General features: G+C 72.1%; 17 protein-coding genes. 11 read left to right on the top strand and 6 right to left on the bottom strand.

All coding sequences use genetic code 11. The features are described 5' to 3' along the window. The first annotated feature begins 42 nt into the window (after positions 1-42). Genes ACFVR6_RS06710 through ACFVR6_RS06730 form a run of 5 tightly spaced genes read left to right on the top strand, consistent with a single transcriptional unit; the run spans position 43 to position 4,112 of the window. Positions 43-828, top strand: a complete 786-nt coding sequence (locus ACFVR6_RS06710) for an alpha/beta fold hydrolase (RefSeq protein WP_386960172.1) — start codon at positions 43-45, stop codon at positions 826-828. Beyond that, positions 825-1,994, top strand: a complete 1,170-nt coding sequence (locus ACFVR6_RS06715) for an acyl-CoA dehydrogenase family protein (protein WP_386960176.1) — start codon at positions 825-827, stop codon at positions 1,992-1,994. The genes ACFVR6_RS06710 and ACFVR6_RS06715 overlap by 4 nt, the downstream gene beginning before the upstream one ends. Before the next feature lie 21 nt (positions 1,995-2,015). Beyond that, positions 2,016-3,287: a DUF445 domain-containing protein gene (locus tag ACFVR6_RS06720; protein WP_386960179.1), complete on the top strand. Its 1,272-nt coding sequence runs from the start codon at positions 2,016-2,018 to the stop codon at positions 3,285-3,287. 13 nt (positions 3,288-3,300) lie between these two features. Beyond that, complete coding sequence (locus ACFVR6_RS06725) at positions 3,301-3,648, top strand: gamma-glutamylcyclotransferase (protein WP_386960182.1); 348 nt, start codon at positions 3,301-3,303, stop codon at positions 3,646-3,648. Continuing rightward, positions 3,645-4,112: a SixA phosphatase family protein gene (locus ACFVR6_RS06730; protein ID WP_386960185.1), complete on the top strand. Its 468-nt coding sequence runs from the start codon at positions 3,645-3,647 to the stop codon at positions 4,110-4,112. Before ACFVR6_RS06725 ends, ACFVR6_RS06730 begins: the two co-directional genes overlap by 4 nt. 21 nt (positions 4,113-4,133) lie before the next feature. Here ACFVR6_RS06730 and ACFVR6_RS06735 read toward each other — a convergent pair whose 3' ends face one another. Next, entirely contained in the window at positions 4,134-5,123 is a 990-nt protein-coding gene (locus ACFVR6_RS06735) for a LacI family DNA-binding transcriptional regulator (protein ID WP_386960188.1), read from the bottom strand. A 135-nt stretch (positions 5,124-5,258) separates the two neighbouring features. Here ACFVR6_RS06735 and ACFVR6_RS06740 point away from each other — a divergent pair, with 135 nt between their 5' ends. From ACFVR6_RS06740 to ACFVR6_RS06760, 5 genes are all read left to right on the top strand, one after another. Beyond that, positions 5,259-6,518 carry an extracellular solute-binding protein gene (locus ACFVR6_RS06740; RefSeq protein ID WP_386960191.1) on the top strand — a complete coding sequence of 420 codons (1,260 nt, stop codon included), beginning with the start codon at positions 5,259-5,261 and terminating at the stop codon, positions 6,516-6,518. Between the two features lies 1 nt (position 6,519). Beyond that, positions 6,520-7,638, top strand: a complete 1,119-nt coding sequence (locus ACFVR6_RS06745) for a carbohydrate ABC transporter permease (protein ID WP_386960194.1) — start codon at positions 6,520-6,522, stop codon at positions 7,636-7,638. Beyond that, positions 7,635-8,546: a carbohydrate ABC transporter permease gene (locus ACFVR6_RS06750; protein WP_386960197.1), complete on the top strand. Its 912-nt coding sequence runs from the start codon at positions 7,635-7,637 to the stop codon at positions 8,544-8,546. The genes ACFVR6_RS06745 and ACFVR6_RS06750 overlap by 4 nt, the downstream gene beginning before the upstream one ends. Beyond that, positions 8,543-10,432, top strand: a complete 1,890-nt coding sequence (locus ACFVR6_RS06755; protein ID WP_386960200.1) for a glycogen debranching N-terminal domain-containing protein — start codon at positions 8,543-8,545, stop codon at positions 10,430-10,432. The genes ACFVR6_RS06750 and ACFVR6_RS06755 overlap by 4 nt, the downstream gene beginning before the upstream one ends. Before the next feature lie 107 nt (positions 10,433-10,539). After that, positions 10,540-11,595, top strand: a complete 1,056-nt coding sequence (locus ACFVR6_RS06760) for a 2,3-butanediol dehydrogenase (RefSeq protein ID WP_386960203.1) — start codon at positions 10,540-10,542, stop codon at positions 11,593-11,595. Between the two features lie 63 nt (positions 11,596-11,658). On the opposite strand, the gene ACFVR6_RS06765 is transcribed toward ACFVR6_RS06760, so the two are convergent. The 4 genes from ACFVR6_RS06765 to ACFVR6_RS06780 all read right to left on the bottom strand — a co-directional run bounded on the left by ACFVR6_RS06765 (position 11,659) and on the right by ACFVR6_RS06780 (position 13,963). Further along, positions 11,659-12,492 carry an SDR family NAD(P)-dependent oxidoreductase gene (locus ACFVR6_RS06765; protein WP_386960206.1) on the bottom strand — a complete coding sequence of 278 codons (834 nt, stop codon included), beginning with the start codon at positions 12,490-12,492 and terminating at the stop codon, positions 11,659-11,661. Beyond that, positions 12,489-12,971 (bottom strand): pyridoxamine 5'-phosphate oxidase family protein, encoded by a 483-nt coding sequence (locus tag ACFVR6_RS06770; protein WP_386960209.1) that lies wholly within the window; start codon positions 12,969-12,971, stop codon positions 12,489-12,491. The genes ACFVR6_RS06765 and ACFVR6_RS06770 overlap by 4 nt, the downstream gene beginning before the upstream one ends. 85 nt (positions 12,972-13,056) lie before the next feature. Then, positions 13,057-13,434, bottom strand: coding sequence for a nuclear transport factor 2 family protein (locus tag ACFVR6_RS06775; RefSeq protein WP_386960212.1), 378 nt, complete (start codon positions 13,432-13,434; stop codon positions 13,057-13,059). 52 nt (positions 13,435-13,486) lie between these two features. Beyond that, complete coding sequence (locus tag ACFVR6_RS06780) at positions 13,487-13,963, bottom strand: YbaK/EbsC family protein (protein WP_386960215.1); 477 nt, start codon at positions 13,961-13,963, stop codon at positions 13,487-13,489. A 23-nt stretch (positions 13,964-13,986) separates the two neighbouring features. Between ACFVR6_RS06780 and ACFVR6_RS06785 the strand changes: the two genes are divergently transcribed. Further along, positions 13,987-14,427, top strand: a complete 441-nt coding sequence (locus ACFVR6_RS06785) for a pyridoxamine 5'-phosphate oxidase family protein (RefSeq protein ID WP_386960218.1) — start codon at positions 13,987-13,989, stop codon at positions 14,425-14,427. Positions 14,428-14,947: 520 nt separating this feature from the next. On the opposite strand, the gene ACFVR6_RS06790 is transcribed toward ACFVR6_RS06785, so the two are convergent. Continuing rightward, on the bottom strand, positions 14,948-15,799 hold the full coding sequence (locus ACFVR6_RS06790) for a DUF559 domain-containing protein (RefSeq protein ID WP_386960221.1): 852 nt from the start codon (positions 15,797-15,799) through the stop codon (positions 14,948-14,950). Positions 15,800-16,339: the final 540 nt, after the last annotated feature.

The raw sequence follows: 16,339 nt of genomic DNA on the forward strand, positions 1-16,339 counted from the left end.
CGCCGCCGGCACCCCGTCGCACCTCCGCTTTAGGCTGGGGGCATGCCCGCTCCCGTCGTCCTCCCCCGTCAGGCCTGGGGCGAGCCCCACGCGTCCCGCCGGGCGCTGCTCGTCCACGGGCTCGGCTCCAACGGCGCTCTCATGTGGCTCTACGGCACGGCGCTGGCGAGCATCGGCTGGCACGCGACGGCGGTCGACCTGCGCGGGCACGGCACGGCGCCCCGCGCGCTGGATTACTCGCTCGCGGCGTACGCCGCCGACGTCGCGGCCACGACTCCGGATGCCGCAGCCCCGGATGCCGCGACGCGCGGCGCCGCGCGCCCGTGGGACCTCGTCATCGGCCACTCCCTGGGCGGGGCCGCGGCCACGGTGGCGGCTGCGGCGCACCCCGACTGGACTCGCCAGCTCGTACTCGTCGACCCCGGCATCCGGCTCGCCGGTCGCGACCGCTCCGTCGTGCGCATCAGCCAGACGCGGGCGTTCGCCGACCCCACCGAGGCTGCGGTGCGCGCGCAGCACCCCGCGTGGCATCCGAACGACGTCGAGCTCAAGGCCCTCGCCGCCCGGCAGGCGAGCCGCTGGGGCGTGGAGCAGACGAGCGACCAGAACGCCGTCTGGGACGTCACTGCCGACGCCCTGCGGCTGAGCGTGCCCACTCACATCATCGCGAGCGACCCCGAGGTCTACTCGATCTTCACCGGCGACCTCGTGCGCGACGTGCTCGCCCACCCGCGGATCACGATGTCCGTCGTCACCGGCGCCGGCCACTCGCCGCACCGCGACAAGCCCGCCGATACGCTCCGCCACCTGATGGAGGTCCTCCCATGACCGCTCTCGACGTCACCGACCTGCTGCCCGACGACCTCCTCGAGCGCATCCGCTCGCGCGCCGCCGCGCACGACCGCGACAACACCTTCCCGGACGACGACCTGACCGAGCTGAAGGCCGCCGGCTACCTCGCCGCGCTCGCGCCCACCGACCTCGGCGGCGCGGGCCTGGGACTGGCCGAGGTCAGCGTGCTGCAGCAGCGCCTGGCCGGGGCGGCGCCCGCGACGGCCCTCGCGGTGAACATGCACCTGGTGTGGACGGGTGTCGCCAAGGTGCTGCGCGACCGCGGCATCCACGACCTCGACCACGTGCTCGAAGGCGCCGTCGCCGGCGAGGTGTACGCCTTCGGCATCAGCGAGGCCGGCAACGACCTCGTGCTCTTCGGCAGCGACACGGATGCCGCGCCGCAGCCGGACGGCGGGTACGCCTTCACCGGCACGAAGATCTTCACCTCGCTCGCCCCGGTGTGGACGCAGCTCGGCCTCCACGGCCTCGACACCACCTCCCCCGACGGCCCGAAGCTCGTCTACGCGTTCGTCCCGCGCGGCGAGGAGCAGCAGGGCCGTGTCGTCACGCGCGACGACTGGGACACCGTCGGCATGCGCGGCACCCAATCGCGCACCACCGAGCTGCACGGCGCCCTCGCCCCCGCCGACCGCATCGCCCGCCGCATCGCGCCCGGTCCCAGCCCCGACCCCCTCGTCTTCGCCATCTTCAGCGTCTTCGAGCTGCTGCTGGCATCGGTGTACACCGGCATCGCCCACCGGGCGCTGGAGGTCGCCGTCACCACGGCGTCCCGGCGCACCTCGAAGAAGACCGGCCTCACCTACAGCCAGGACCCCGACATCCGCTGGCGCGTCGCCGACATGGCGCTGGCCTACGACGCCCTGCCGCCGCAGCTGCAGGCGCTGTGCCGCGACGTCGACGCGCAGGTCGACCACGGGTCCCGCTGGTTCTCGCTGCTGGCCGGCATGAAGCACCGCGCCGTGACGACCGCGAAGGCCGTCGTCGACGACGCGGTGCTGGTCGCCGGCGGCTCGTCGTACTTCGCCGGCGCGGAGCTGGGGCGGCTGTACCGCGACGTGCTGGCGGGGCTCTTCCACCCCTCCGACCCGGAGTCCGCCCACGCGACCGTCGCGACCGCCTGGCTCGGACCCGTCGGCTGAGTCGCGTGCGAGGATGACGGCATGTCTCCCACGCCCACCGCTGCGCTGAGCCCGGCGGATCAGGAGCGACGCCGCGGCCTGCGCGTCATGAAGAGCGTGGCCCTGGGCGCCCTGCTGTTCATGGCGGTGCTGTTCGCGATCTCGTTCCCCCTGCAGAACGACGTGCCGTGGCTCGGGTACGTGCGCGCCGCCGCCGAGGGCGGCATGGTCGGCGCCCTCGCGGACTGGTTCGCGGTGACGGCGCTGTTCCGGCATCCGCTGGGCATCCCCATCCCGCACACCGCCATCATCCCGAGTCGCAAGGACGAGATCGGGCGCAGCCTCGGGGAGTTCGTGGAGACGAACTTCCTCTCCGCCGAGGTCGTGCGCACCAAGCTCGAATCGATGAGCGTCTCCCGGCGGCTGGGCGAATGGCTCTCCCACCCCGAGCACGCCGAGCGGGTCGCGGACGAGGGCTCCGCGATGGCTGCCGGGGTGCTGCGCGCCCTCAGCGACAGCGACGTGCAGGACCTGATCGCCGACATCGCCCGCGATCACCTCATCGCCCCGGAGTGGGGGCCGCCGCTAGGCGGCTGGCTGGAGCGACTGGTGGATGCCGGCGCGCACCACGGCGCGGTCGATCTCGCCGCCGACTCCCTCGGCACCTGGCTCGAGGGCAACCGTGCCTCGTTCGACGGCCTCGTGTCGCGGCGCCTGCCCAGCTGGGTTCCCTCGCTCGCGCACCGCCTCATCGACGACACCCTCTACAAGGAGGCCCTGACCTTCGTGCGCGCGGTGCGCACCGACCCCGACCACCCCGCCCGTCGCGCCATCGACCGCTACCTCGCACGCCTGGCCGACAACCTGCAGCACGACCCGGCCACGATCGGCCGGTTCGAGGATGCCAAGGGTGGCGTCTTCGACTCGCCGCGGGTGCGCGAACTCGCCGCCGAGGCGTGGAACACCACCAAGAACGGGCTGCTCACCTCCCTCTCCGATCCCGACAGCGCCCTGCGGCGTCGGGCGGCGGAGGCCCTGATGGATGCCGGGCGGCGCCTGGCCACCGACGCGACGCTGCAGCGCCGCGTCGACACCTGGGTGACCGACGCCGCGGTGTTCCTCGTCGACCGCTACCGCCACGACATCGCCTCGATCATCACCGAGACGGTCGAACGGTGGGACCCCGCCGAGACCACCGAGAAGATCGAGCTGATGGTGGGACGGGATCTCCAGTACATCCGCCTCAACGGCACGATCGTCGGCTCGCTGGCCGGACTGCTCATCTTCACCATCGCGCACGCGCTCGTCGGGTAGGTAGCCTGTGCGCATGGGCGAGGGCGAGCTGCTGTTCAGCTACGGGTCGTTCGGCGGCGACGAGCTGCAGCTCGACACGTTCGGGCGGGTCGTCGCGGCCGAGCAGGACGTCCTGCCCGGCTACGTGGCCGAAGCCGCGCCGGCGACCGATCCGCGGCTGGTCGACCGCATCGGTCCCATCCCGCAGCGGCGCCTGCGCCACACCGGCGATGCGCTCGACAAGGTCGTGGGGAGGGTGCTGCGTCTCAGCGCCGACGAACTGGATGCCGCCGACGACCTGGTCACCCCGCTGCTGAGCCGCCTGCCGGTGACCCTCGCGAGCGGTCGCCGCGCCTGGGTGTACGTGGCGGCCGACGCATGATCCGCCTCGGCCTCGTGCGCCACGCCAAGAGCGACTGGGGGCACCCGGGGCTCGCCGACCACGACCGGCCCCTCAACGCGCGGGGCCTGCGCGACGCGCCGGTCATGGCCCGGCGCCTCGCGGACACGCGATTCGTCCCCGACGTCATCGTGACCTCCACGGCGCTCCGCGCCCGCACCACCGCGGGTTTCTTCGCCGAGCGGTTCGGGCTCGAGCCGGTCGCGCTCGAGGACCTCTACGGCGCCCCGGCCGACGAACTGCTGCGGGTCGCCGCGGCGCAGGACGTGCCCTCGGTGCTCGTCGTCGCGCACGACCCGGGCATGAGCGTGCTCGCCGAGCGACTGTCGGGCGACATCGTCCACATGCCGACCTGCGCCGTGGCGACCTTCACCTGGTGGCAGGACGACTGGGACGTCGCGACGGCGCTCGACCCCGACGAGTGGACGTACGACACCCCGCGCTGAGGGCGGCGAGCCCGTGACGGGTCACCGCACCGGCGTGCGCACCACCAGCACCGGCTCGATGAGGCGGCTCTCCGGCGGTTCCTGACTCACCAGCAGATCGAGCACGGCCGCGGCGACGAGTTCGGGCCGCTGCTCGACGCTCGAGATCCCCAGTGCCTCGGCGACGGGCGTGTTGTCGAACCCGACGACGGTGAACTCCGGCCGCCCGGCGTGCGAGGCCGCCAGATGCGCGCCCACCGCCAGGGTGTCGCTCGCGCACACCACGGCATCCATCCCACCCGCAGCCAATGCCCGCTCGGTCTCCGTCCTGGCCGCCGCGACGCTGTCGACGCTCGTGAGGCGGAGCCGGTCGACGGCATCCTCCCCCATCTCCTCGCGCCACCCCCGTTCGCGATCGTCGCCGGTACCCGACCCCCGGGGCCACCCGAGGAAGGCGACCCGGCGGCCGTACGTGCGCGCGTGCCGCGTGGCCGCCGCGACGCCGCCGGCGCCGTCCACGTCGACCCACGCGTGGCCGGGAGAAGGGGATGCCACCCCCGCCGACCACGGGCGTCCGAACGCGACGAACGGCAGTCCCACCTCGTGCAGCCAGGCGGTGCGCGGGTCGCCGTCGTACGTGCCGGTGAGCACCACGCGGTCGATCTCGCCGCCCTCGCGTAGCGCCCGCAGCCGCGCGAGCTCCTCCTGCGCGTCCGCGGCGGCATAGACGAGGATGCGCAGCCCGCGCGGCGTCGCCTGCTCGGTGAGGGCGTGCACGAAACGATCGAGGATGACGCCCGAGATGCCCCCGGCGTAGGGATCGAGGTGGATGCCGATCGTCTCACTGCGGTTGGTGCGCAGCCGCCGCGCCGCCATCGACGGGGTGTACCCCAGCTCGCGGATGGCGCTCTCCACCCGTTCGCGGGTGCCGCTGCGCACGATCGCCGGGCTGTTGAGCACGTTGGAGACGGTCTGCCGCGACACGCCGGCGTGACGGGCGACGTCCTCGACCGTGGGTTGTCGCACCGACACGCTGCACCTCTTCCCCGGCCGCGCACCCGGTTGACACGCGACGATCCGTCGCCCTAGTTTGGCACCACGGCAAAGAATTTGAACGATCAAATTCTACCGAGTGACCGGTAGCGCCGACGCATCGAAGGAGATCTCATGAAGCGACACACAGCAGTCCGTCTTCTCGGGGTGGGCGCATTGGCGACCACCGCCGCACTCACCCTCGCCGCCTGCGGCCAGGGATTCGACGACGGCGGGGGCAGCGACGCCTCCGACGATCTGACGAGCTCGGATGACGCGCTCACCGTGATGATCGGCTCCAGCGGGGAGGCCGAGACGGCGGCGGTCGAAGAGGCGATCGCGGCATGGTCGGCCGAGTCGGGAGTCGACGCCGAGGTTCTGGCCGCCACCAACCTCAGCCAGGAGCTGGCCCAGGGCTTCGCCGCCGGTTCGCCGCCGGACCTGTTCTACCTCTCGACCGACCAGCTCGCCGGCTTCGTGGACAACGGCTCGGTGCGCGCCTACGGCGACCTGCTCGACAACAAGGACGACTTCTACCCCAGCCTCGTGTCGAACTTCACCGTCGACGGCGAGTTCGTCTGCGCCCCGAAGGACTTCTCCACGCTCGCGCTGGTCATCAACACGACCCTGTGGGAGGCCGCCGGCCTCACCGACGCCGACATCCCGACGACGTGGGACGAACTGGCATCCGTCGCCCAGACGCTCACGACCGACGGGCGCGTCGGCCTCGCGTTCGGCGCCGAGTACCAGCGACTGGGCGCTTTCATGGCGCAGGCCGGCGGGCGGCTCGTGAGCGCTGACGGCACCGAGGCGGTCGCCGACTCGCCCGAGAACGTCGAGGCCCTGACCTACGTCAAGGATCACCTGGCCGACGGCACGTTCGCGTTCGCCGCCGACATCGGGGCGGGCTGGGGCGGCGAGGCGTTCGGCAAGGAGCTGGCGGCCATGGTGGTCGAGGGCAACTGGATCACCGGCGGCCTCGCGGCGGACTTCCCCGACGTGGAGTACACCGTGGCGCAGCTGCCCGAGGGGCCGGCAGGTCCCGGCACGATGCAGTTCACCAACTGCTGGGGCATGGCCTCCGACAGCCCCAACCAGGAAGCCGTGCTCGATCTCGTCGAGTACCTGACCAGCACCGACCAGCAGCTCGCCTTCTCCGAGGCCTTCGGGCCGATGCCCTCCATCGAGTCGGCCGCCGCCGATTGGGAGGCCGCGAACCCGGAGCTGGCCGCTTTCCTGGCCGGGTCGGACTACGCCATCGGCATGCCGACCAACATCGGCATCACCGAGGTCATCACCGACTTCAACGCACAGCTGGAGTCGCTGGCCACCGGCGACCCGCAGCAGATGCTCGAGTCGGTGCAGACCAACCTCGAGGCCGTGGTCGGCGGCTGACGTGACCGCCACCGTCCACACCCCTCGGCGCGCCGGATCCCGAGGCGGGCTCCGGCGCGGCGAGGGGGTGGCGGGGTGGTTGTTCACCCTGCCGATCATCGTCATCCTCGGGCTGTTCCTGTTCGTCCCCGTGCTCATGGCCCTGTGGGTGAGCTTCTCGGACTGGAGCGGCCGGGGCAGCCCGCTGTCGTCGAACGTGTCGTTCGTGGGGCTGCAGAACTACGCCGCCATCACCACCGACGGCGGCCTCCCCGAACGCAACTTCGGCCTGGCCCTGCGCAACAACGCCTGGTACGTGCTGCTGGTCGTGCCGCTGCAGACGGCGCTGTCGCTCTTCCTTGCGGTGCTCGTCAGCCGCGCCGCACTCCGCGGTCGCGGGTTCTTCCGCACCGCCTTCTACTTCCCCTCCGTCACGAGCTCGGTGGCGATCACGGTGCTGTGGCTGTTCCTCTTCTCCACGACCGGCGTCGTCAACGAGGTGCTCTCGTGGATCGGCCTGAACGGCCCCAACTGGTTCAACGAGCCGCGCGGCATCCTGCACCTGGCCCTCGCCGGACTCGGCGTGGATGCCGCCCCGCAGTCCCTCGCCTCCGGGAGCTTCCTCGGCGTCACCTGGTGGGACTGGCTCGCCGGTCCCTCGGTCGCGATGACCGCGCTCATCCTCATGGCGGTGTTCACGACCAGCGGCACGTTCATGCTGCTGTTCATCGCGGCGCTGCAGAACATCGGCGGTGAGCTGAGCGAGGCGGCGATGATGGACGGTGCCAACGGGTGGCAGCGCTTCTGGCGCATCACGCTGCCGCAGCTGCGCCCCACGCTGTTCACCGTGATCACCCTCGGTCTCATCGGATGCTGGCAGGTGTTCGACCAGATCTACACCGGCACGCAGGGCGCGCCCGGCAAGACCACGATGACCCCCGCGTACCTCTCCTACACGTCGGCGTTCACCGACCAGCAGTGGGGCATCGGCGCGGCGATCTCCTTCATCCTGTTCCTCATCATCATCGTCTTCACGATCTTCCAGCGCTGGGTGCTGCGCGAGCGCGCCGTCTCCCGGCGCCGGCGGCGGCCGTATGAGCAGGCCATTGCGGCTGCGGCATCCAGAAGGGCGGCATCATGACCTCCACCACCGCGCTGACCGACGAGGCGGTGCAAGCCGGCCCCCCGGTCACGCTGCCCCCGCGGCGGCGACGCCTGCCCCCAGCGCGCATCGTCGGTCAGGTGCTGCTGTACGCCCTGCTCATCGTGATCGCGATCATCTACATCTTCCCGTTCCTGGTGCAGGTGTCGACGTCGTTCAAGACCGATGCCGAGGCCACGAGCGACGCGGTCTCGCTGATCCCGTCGACGGTGACCTTCGCCGCCTACGAGCGACTGTTCACGCGCAGCGACTTCCCGTTGTGGTTCGCCAACTCCGCCGTCGTGACCGTGCTCGTCACCCTCGGCCGGGTGTTCTTCGTCTCGCTCGCCGGCTACGCGCTGGCGCGCCTGCGCTTCCGCGGGCGCACCGTGATCTTCGCGATGGTCGTCGCGGTCATGGCGGTGCCCACCGTCGTGCTGCTCATCCCGAAGTTCCTCGTGCTCAACCAGCTCGGCATGTACGACTCGTACGCCGGCATGATCATCCCGCTCCTCGTGGATGCCGCCGGCGTCTTCATCATGAAGAACTTCTTCGAGTCGATCCCGCCGTCGGTCGAGGAGCAGGCCCGCATCGATGGGGCGGGTGCGTTCCGCATCTTCTGGTCGATCGTGCTGCCGATGGCCCGCCCGGCGCTCGTGACCATCGTCATCCTGTCGTTCCAGGGATCGTGGAACGAGCTGAGCCACTTCATCGTGTCGACGCAGTCGCCCGAGCTCACGACCCTCACCAAGGGCGTGGCGGGCCTGGCCTCCGGGCAGCTCAGTCAGGGCAACCAGTACCCGTTGAAGCTCGCCGCCGCCGCGATCATGACGATCCCGGTCGCGGTGCTGTTCTTCATCTTCCAGAAACGCATCATGAACACCAGTGAAGGAGCCGTCAAGGGATGACCGACGGACTGCAGCCATTCCTCTCCGATGCCGTCGTGGCGCTGCGCGCGCCCACGCAGGCCTGGTCGGGCCGCGACGGCGACCTCGGGGACGCCGCGATCGACGGCGTGTACCACGGCGACACCCGGTTCCTCCGGGCCGCGCGCCTCGAGTACGCCTCCCCCGATGGACCGTGGCACCGGCCCGAGGCGATCGCGCTCACCAGCCCCGACGCGTCGACGGTCGTCTTCGACGCCCTGCTGCGCGCGGTGGACGATGCCTGGCCCGACCCGAAGGTGCGCCTCCAACGGCACCGCCAGGTGCACGAGGGGCAGATCGTGGAGACCCTGCGCCTGCACTCGCACCTCGACGAGCCGCTGGAAGTACGGCTGCGGCTGCGGCTGACGCCCGACTTCTCGCCGCTGCAGGAGGTCAAATCCGGCGCGGTGCCCACCGGCGAGTGGGCCGCGCGGGGTGCCGGCGCTGCCGTGCACGTCAGCCGCGGCGCGGCCAGGCTCGACCTGCAGGCCGACGACGCGATCGTCGACACCGGCGACGAGCACATCACGCTCACCTGGCGGGTCGTGTGCGGCCCGCGCGGCTCGGCGGAGGTGGCGTGGCAGGCCGTGCTGCACGACCCGGCACTCGTGGTGCGGGCGCCCGAGCGGCCGGTGGAGTGGACGGTCGAACTGCCGCAGCAGGCGGACCCCCGGCTGCGGCGCTGGGTGCACCGGGCCCTCTCCGACCTCGACGCGCTGCGCCTGGCCCTCCCCGGCGAACCGGACGACCAGTTCTTCGCGGCGGGCGCGCCGTGGTTCCTCACGCTGTTCGGCCGCGACTCGCTGTGGGCGGCGCGCATGATGCTGCCCGTCGACGTCGGCATCGCCGCCTCGACGCTGCGGGTCCTCGCCCGGCTGCAGGGCCGCGAGACCGATCCTGCGACCGCCGAACAGCCCGGCAAGATCGCCCACGAGTTGCGCGCCGGCGAGCTCGCCATGCCGGGCGAGGGCATCGTGCTGCCGCCGCTGTACTACGGCACGGTGGATGCCACCCCGCTGTGGGTGTGCCTGCTGGCAGACGCTGCGGACGCCGGCATGCCCGAACCCGAGGTGCGGGCGCTGCTGCCGCATCTGCGCGCCGCGCTCGAGTGGATCATCGACAGCGCGGGCGAGGACTTCCTCGACTATGTCGACGAGACCGGGCACGGACTGTCGAACCAGGGGTGGAAGGACTCCGGCGACTCCATCCAGTGGCGTGACGGCACGCTCGCCACCGGACCCATCGCGCTGTGCGAGGTGCAGGGGTACGCGTACGAGGCGGCGAGCGGCGCCGCCCGGCTTCTCGACCGCCTGGGCGAGGAGGGCGGCGAGCGTCTGCGCGCCTGGGCGGAGAGCCTGAAGACCCGGTTCGCCGAGCGGTTCTGGGTGCAGACCCCCGAGGGCCGCTACCCGGGGATCGCACTGGACCGCGACGGCCGGCCCGTCGACACCCTCACCAGCAACATCGGGCATCTGCTGGGCACCGGCATCCTCTCCCCCGCCGAGGAGAAGAGCGTGTCCGAGCTGCTCATCCACCCCTCGATGTCATCGGGATTCGGGGTGCGCACGATGTCGACGGCCGCCGCCGGCTACTGGCCGCTGAGCTATCACGGCGGCAGCGTGTGGACGCACGACTCCGCGATCGTCGCCCACGGCATGGCGCGCGCGGGACTCGTCGACGACGCCCGTTCCGTCGTCGACGGACTGCTCGCCGCTGCCGAGGCCTTCGACTTCCGCATGCCGGAGCTGCACGCCGGCGACGCCGCGACGACGGCGACGGCACCCGCGCCCTACCCCGCCGCCTGCCGCCCGCAGGCGTGGTCGGCGGCCGCGGCGATCGTGTGCCTGCAGATCACGACGGGGGCGTGACCGGGGCGGCCGCGGCATCCGGCGCGTCCGGCGCCCGGGCCGTCGACAGTACACCGCGGCGGGCATAGGCTCCCCGCGACACCGAAGCACGAGGAAAGGACACACCGATGCGCGCTGCACGCTTCCACCGGAAAGAGGACCTCCGCGTCGAGGACGTCGAGGAGCCCACGCCCGGCCCCGGGGAGGTGAAGCTGCGCAACGCCTACTCCGGCATCTGCGGGTCCGACCTGCACGTCTACTTCACCCCCGAGGCTGCGGGGCTCGACTTCGAGCACCCGCATCCCCTCACCGGCGCCCTGCCGCCGCAGATCCTCGGGCACGAGTTCTCCGGCGAGGTCGTGGAGGTCGGCGAGGGGGTCGAGGGCATCGCGGTCGGCGACCGGGCCGCCGTCTGGCCGGTGTACTACTGCGGCGAGTGCCCGGCCTGCCGCAAGGGCATGTACAACGTCTGCCAGAAGATCGGCTTCCACGGGCTGACCTCCCACGGCGGCGGCATGGCGGAGTTCACAACGGTGCCCGCCTCGATGCTGCATGTGCTGCCCGAGAACGTCGACCTGCGTCTGGGCGCCCTCGTCGAGCCGATGTCGGTCGCCTGGCACGCCGTCGCACAGGTCGACGTGCCCGCCGGTGGCACGGCGCTGGTCGCGGGGGCCGGTCCCATCGGCATCGGCGTGTGGTTCGCGCTGCGCGCCCGCGGCATCGAGCGCGTGCTCGTGTCGGAGCCGAGCGCCGAGCGCCGAGCGATCGTCGAGGCGCTCGGGGCGACCACGGTCGACCCCGTGGGCGGCGACCTCGCCGCCGCCGTCGCGCAGCTCACCGACGGGCAGGGCGTGGATGCCGCCTTCGACGCCGCCGGCGTGGGAGCGGCGATCACCTCGGGTCTGTCGAGTCTCACGCCGGGCGGCCGGCTCGTGGTGGTCGCGGTCCACGAGCGACCGATGGACTTCCTTCCGACGCAGCTCGTGATGGCCGAGACCGGCATCGTGGGGAGCCTGGCCTACCTCCCGGAGGACTTCGACGCCGTCATCGCGGCCATGGCCGATGGGGTCTATGACACCACCGGATGGGTCGAGGAAGTGGACCTCGACGGCGTGGTCGACGCCTTCCAGCGACTGCGCAGCGGCGCCGGGGCGAAGATCCTCGTGCGCGCCACGGCATCCTGAACCTCCTGATCCCGCCGCGGGCGCCGCAGCTGTTCGCTGTCGCGCCCGCGACGGGGCAGCAGGTCAGAGACCGACCAGTGCGGCGCTGCGGTCCCAGAGTCTGCGCGCCAGCAGCGGGTCGTCGGCTGCCTTGTTCGTGCGGCCGATGCGGTTGCGCTCGTAGTACTGCCCCGGCTGCCAGTCCACGCCCGGGGTGCCGAGGGCGAGCCAGGTGAGGCGTGAACCGCCGGTCTCGGTGGAGGTCAGCAGTCGCCGCGAGACGGGATTGGTGTAGATGAAGCGCCACGGCCCCTGGGATGCCGAGGCGAAGCTCGTCGCCACGGCGCCGGGGTGGAAAGCCACGGCGTTGACGCCGTCCCCTCCCCACCGGCGCTGCAGCTCCTTCGTGAACAGCACGTTCGCGAGCTTGGCGTTGCCGTACGCGGCGCCGGCGGAATAGTGCCGCTCTCCCTGCAGGTCGTCGATGTCGAAGCGGGCGAACCGCCGCGCCGCGATGCTCGAGGTCTGGATGACGGCCGCACCGCTGTCGACCAGCCGCTCGCGCAGCAGGTTGGTCAGCAGGAACGGCGCCAGATGGTTGACCTGGAAGGTCTTCTCGAAGCCGTCCGCCGTCAGGGCGCGGTCACCGAAGATGCCCCCGGCGTTGTTGGCGAGCACGTCGATGCGGGGGTACCGCTCGAGCAGGCTCGCCGCCAGTTCCCGCACCTGCGACAGTTCGCCGAAGTCGGCCAGATGCCACGGTGCGCCGATCGGGTCGGCGACGGCGCGGGTCTTGGCCGGGTCGCGCCCGACCACCACCACCCGCTCGCCGGCATCGTGCAGCTGATGGGCCGCTGCTGCGCCGATGCCGTCGCTCGCGCCGGTGATGACGATCGTGCGCGCCGCGGCATCGGTCACAGGGTGAAGTCCTCGTTCTCGCCTTCGATGCGTTCGCCGGTGACCTTCTGCTTCACGAAGGCGACGAGGCTCGCGACCTTGCCGCCAGGGCTGTCCCAGTACTCGGCGCTCTCGGCCTCGACCTTCAGCAGCGTGATGTCGTGGTCATCGGGGCCCTCGGGGAACCAGGCCTCCAGCGAAGGGTTCCACAGCTCCTGCAGCTTGGCGCGGTCATCGACGACGCGCCCGTGGCCGGCGATCGACAGCCAGGAATCGCTCGAGCTGAACGCGATGCCGACGGCGGGGTCGCGCTGGATGTGCTCGACGGTGGAGGCGTGACGGTTGATGACGAACCACAGGTCGCCGTCGAACTCCCGCTCCTGCACCGTCAGCGGGTGCGCCGTGAGCTTGCCGTCCGCGGCGCGGGTGGTGACCATCGCGAAGCGGAAGTCGCCGAGCAGATCGTTCAGCTTGTCCAGTTCCTCGGGGGTGGCATTCATGGATGTCTCCGTTCTGATCCGGTCCCGCCATCCAACCCTCGCCGCCGCAGGTCACGCGCCCCGTTGACAAAGCCGGTGCGCGGGGTCAGTCTTCCTCGGGCATCGGCGTCTGCTGGTACAGCGCCAGACGCCACCGGCCGCCTTCGCGCACGTACACGCTCGTCATGATCCCCACGAACGGCGGGCCGCCGGCCGCGCGGAACGCCCGCGCCGTGTAGACGAGCGCCGCGGCATCCGGCCCGAGCTCGACCAGACGCTCATCGGTGATCTCGTACGCACCCCAGGCGGGGGCGTCGCGGAGGGAGGCGATGACCTCGTCGCGATCACGGGCGACGCCGTCGGCGAGCACCATGACGGCGTGGTCGGTCATGATCGAGCCGTAGAAGTCGCTGCCGGTGCCGTCGCAGAGCGAGGTCCAGCCAGCGAGTTCGAGGCGAACGAGCGGTGTGATGTCGTGGGCCATGCTTCAGCGTTCCGCGCGCGAGGCCCGGGGGCAAGAGGGGTGAGTCGGTCGGTCAGTCGACCTTCGTGACGACCCCACCGGTGAGCGCGACCAGTTCGTCGAAGGTCATCGGGAAGACGGTGTGCGGCGTGCCGCCGGCCGCCCAGATCTCGGGGTGGTCGGCGAGGGCTTCGTCGATGATCGTGAGAAGCGGCGCGGGGTGCCCGGTGGGGGCGACGCCGCCAATGGCCTGGCCGGTGGCCTCGCGCACCTGTTCCGCCGTCGCGCGCTGGATGCGCTCGCGGCCCAGGCGTGCGGCGAGCGCGGCGGTGTCCACGCGGTGCGCGCCGCTGGTCATGACCAGCAGCGGTGCGCCGTCCGACCAGAACACGAGGCTGTTGGCGATGGCGCCGACCTCGACGCCGAGGGCCGCCGCCGCCAGCGGGGCGGTGGCCGCGGCATCCGGGAGCACCACGATCTCCCCCGGGATGCCCGCCGCCCGCAGGGCATCGTGGACGAGTCGGCTGCGGATGGGCAGGTGCGATGTCACAGGCTCCACCCTAGAGTCTGGGCATGGACGCTGTGTTCGACGTCGAAAACCCCGCCCACGCAGCCGCGCGCACCCGCCTCGACAGCGAGTTGATCGCGTGGCTCATCACCACGAAGGCCGACGGCACGCCGCATCCGGCGCCGGTGTGGTTCTTCTGGCACGACGGCGTGTTCACCATCGTCAGTGAGCCCGACACGATCAAGGTGAAACACCTGCGGCGGGGGTCGAAGGCGACGCTGCACCTCGACGCCGGGCCGCTCGGCGACGACGTCGCGATCTTCCACGGTGACACCCGCCTCATCCCCGACGGCGGGGCTGACTTCCTCGCGCGCTTCCGGGAGCCGTACGTCGCGAAATACGCCGCCGCGATCGAGGCGTACGGCATGCCGCTCGAGGAGATCGGCCGGGTCTTCTCCACGGTGATCGAGTTCACTCCCACCCGCCTGATCGCCTGGGGCGCCTGACCCCCGCTCGCGCGCCCCTCCCCCGCCGGAATTCAGGCTCCCCGCCGCCCCCGCCACCCACCGCGTGCCCCCATGGCCGCACCGCCTGAATTCCGACAGCACCGCCGTCCCTCTACCGCCCGCGTGCCCCGCCCGGCGCCGCTCATCCCCCACCCCTCGGAATCCAGGCTCCCGCCGCCCCCGCGACCCGATGCTCGCGCCCCACAGCCCCACCGCCTGAATTCCGACAGCACCACCGTCCCCCTCCGCGCGCGCCCCGCCCGGCCCCGCTCATCCCCCACCCGTCGGAATCCAGGCTCCCGCCGCCCCCGCGATCCGCCGCACGGCTGAGCCGGCATCCACCGCCTGAATTCCGACATCGCCGCCGTCCCCTACCGCCCGCGTGCCCGCGCGGCACCCGTCGGAATTCAGGCTGCGGCAGTCCTACCAGCAGCCGCAGCCCGCCACCGGCACCCGCAGCCTGAATTCCGACATCGGCGGAGAGGGCGGTGGCCCGGCGGAACCGCCGCGACGAGTCTCGTCAGCGGTTGGGCCGGCGGCGCGGTCGCCGCAACAGACCGCGCAGTGCCGCGACGACCCGTTCGGGGCGGTACAGGATGTCCTCGGCGATGGGGCGGTAGACGCAGTACCCGAGGGCCGCGAGCGCCTGGTCGCGGCGTCGGTCGCGACGCTGCGATTCCCAATCGGAATGGTGCGCCCGACTGTCGCACTCGATCACGAGCCAGCCGTCGACGACCAGGTCCACCCGACCGACACCCACGAACACCACCTGCAGCTCCACCGTCACCTTGAACGCCCGCAGCATGAGCCGCACGAGGGTCTCGGTCCCCGCTTCGCTCCGGCCGTCCACGAGGTTCCGCAGCTGACGCTTCCCGGCATCCAGATGACGGAACAGCTCGTCGAGCTCGTCCTCCCGCAGCAGCCCCAAGTGCAGCGCGGAGTCGATCGTCGCCACCGCATCGTCCGGGTCCTGGCATCCGATCGCCTGGATCACCGCGTCGAACACGTCGACGGTGGCGTCGGCCGGGTGCGGGCACCGATGCAACGGGCGCCAGTGCCGCCGGGCATCGCGCGGGAGGTCGCGCAACCTCGAGGCGCTGCGGTGGAGGTGCACGTGCAGCGCGCTGTGATCGCGGACGTACACGCCGAGCCGGGCCAGCTCCGACACACAGGCGAGCCGGCCACCCACCCGCACGGCGTCGACCACGTCCTGCGCGGTGTCGGGGTGCAGGTACGCGCCGCCCCGCGGGCGAAGCACCGCACCCCGCCGCACTGCCGTGGTGAGGCCGGTCGGCGAATAGCCGCTTGCGAGCATCTCGCCGCGGCCGAACACGCGCACGCGCTGGGCGGGATTGTCGATGTGGCGGAGCATTCCCCCGTCCTATCCGACCGCGCGGATCGCTCGTCGGCCGGATCGACCCGTCCGCGGACAACTCGGCGTCCCGCGTGCTTGGGGAGGAGGCGACGACGCCCGGATCCTGTCGGAATTCAGGCGGTGAAGCCGTTTTCGGGCACGGCCAGCGGGTCGGTCCCCGCTCAGCCTGCATTCCGACGGGGGGTGAGACCGGACACGCCCGGCACCCGACCGGCGGGGCGCGGGAAGGCAGGATGGCGGCGGCCACGACGGCGGGCTGTCGGAATTCAGGCTGTGAGCTGGGTTCGTGCCCTGTGACCCTCGTTCGGTCGGTGCCAGCCTGAATTCCGACGGACCGGCGCGGGCGACGACAGTGCGGCGGGCGCGGCGGGCGCGGCGGGCGCGGCGGGCGGCGGGCGCGCGGCGGCGGGGACGGGCGGCGGGCGGGGACGGGCGGCGGGGGGGCTGCCGGGGGGGGGGGGGGGGGCGCCCCCCCCCCCCCCGCCCCCCCGCCCCCCCCCCCCCCCCCCCCGCCGGCCGGGGCCCCGAGCACCACAA

Origin of the sequence: Microbacterium sp. NPDC058021 (assembly GCF_042885955.1) — a bacterium.
GTDB lineage: Bacteria > Actinomycetota > Actinomycetes > Actinomycetales > Microbacteriaceae > Microbacterium.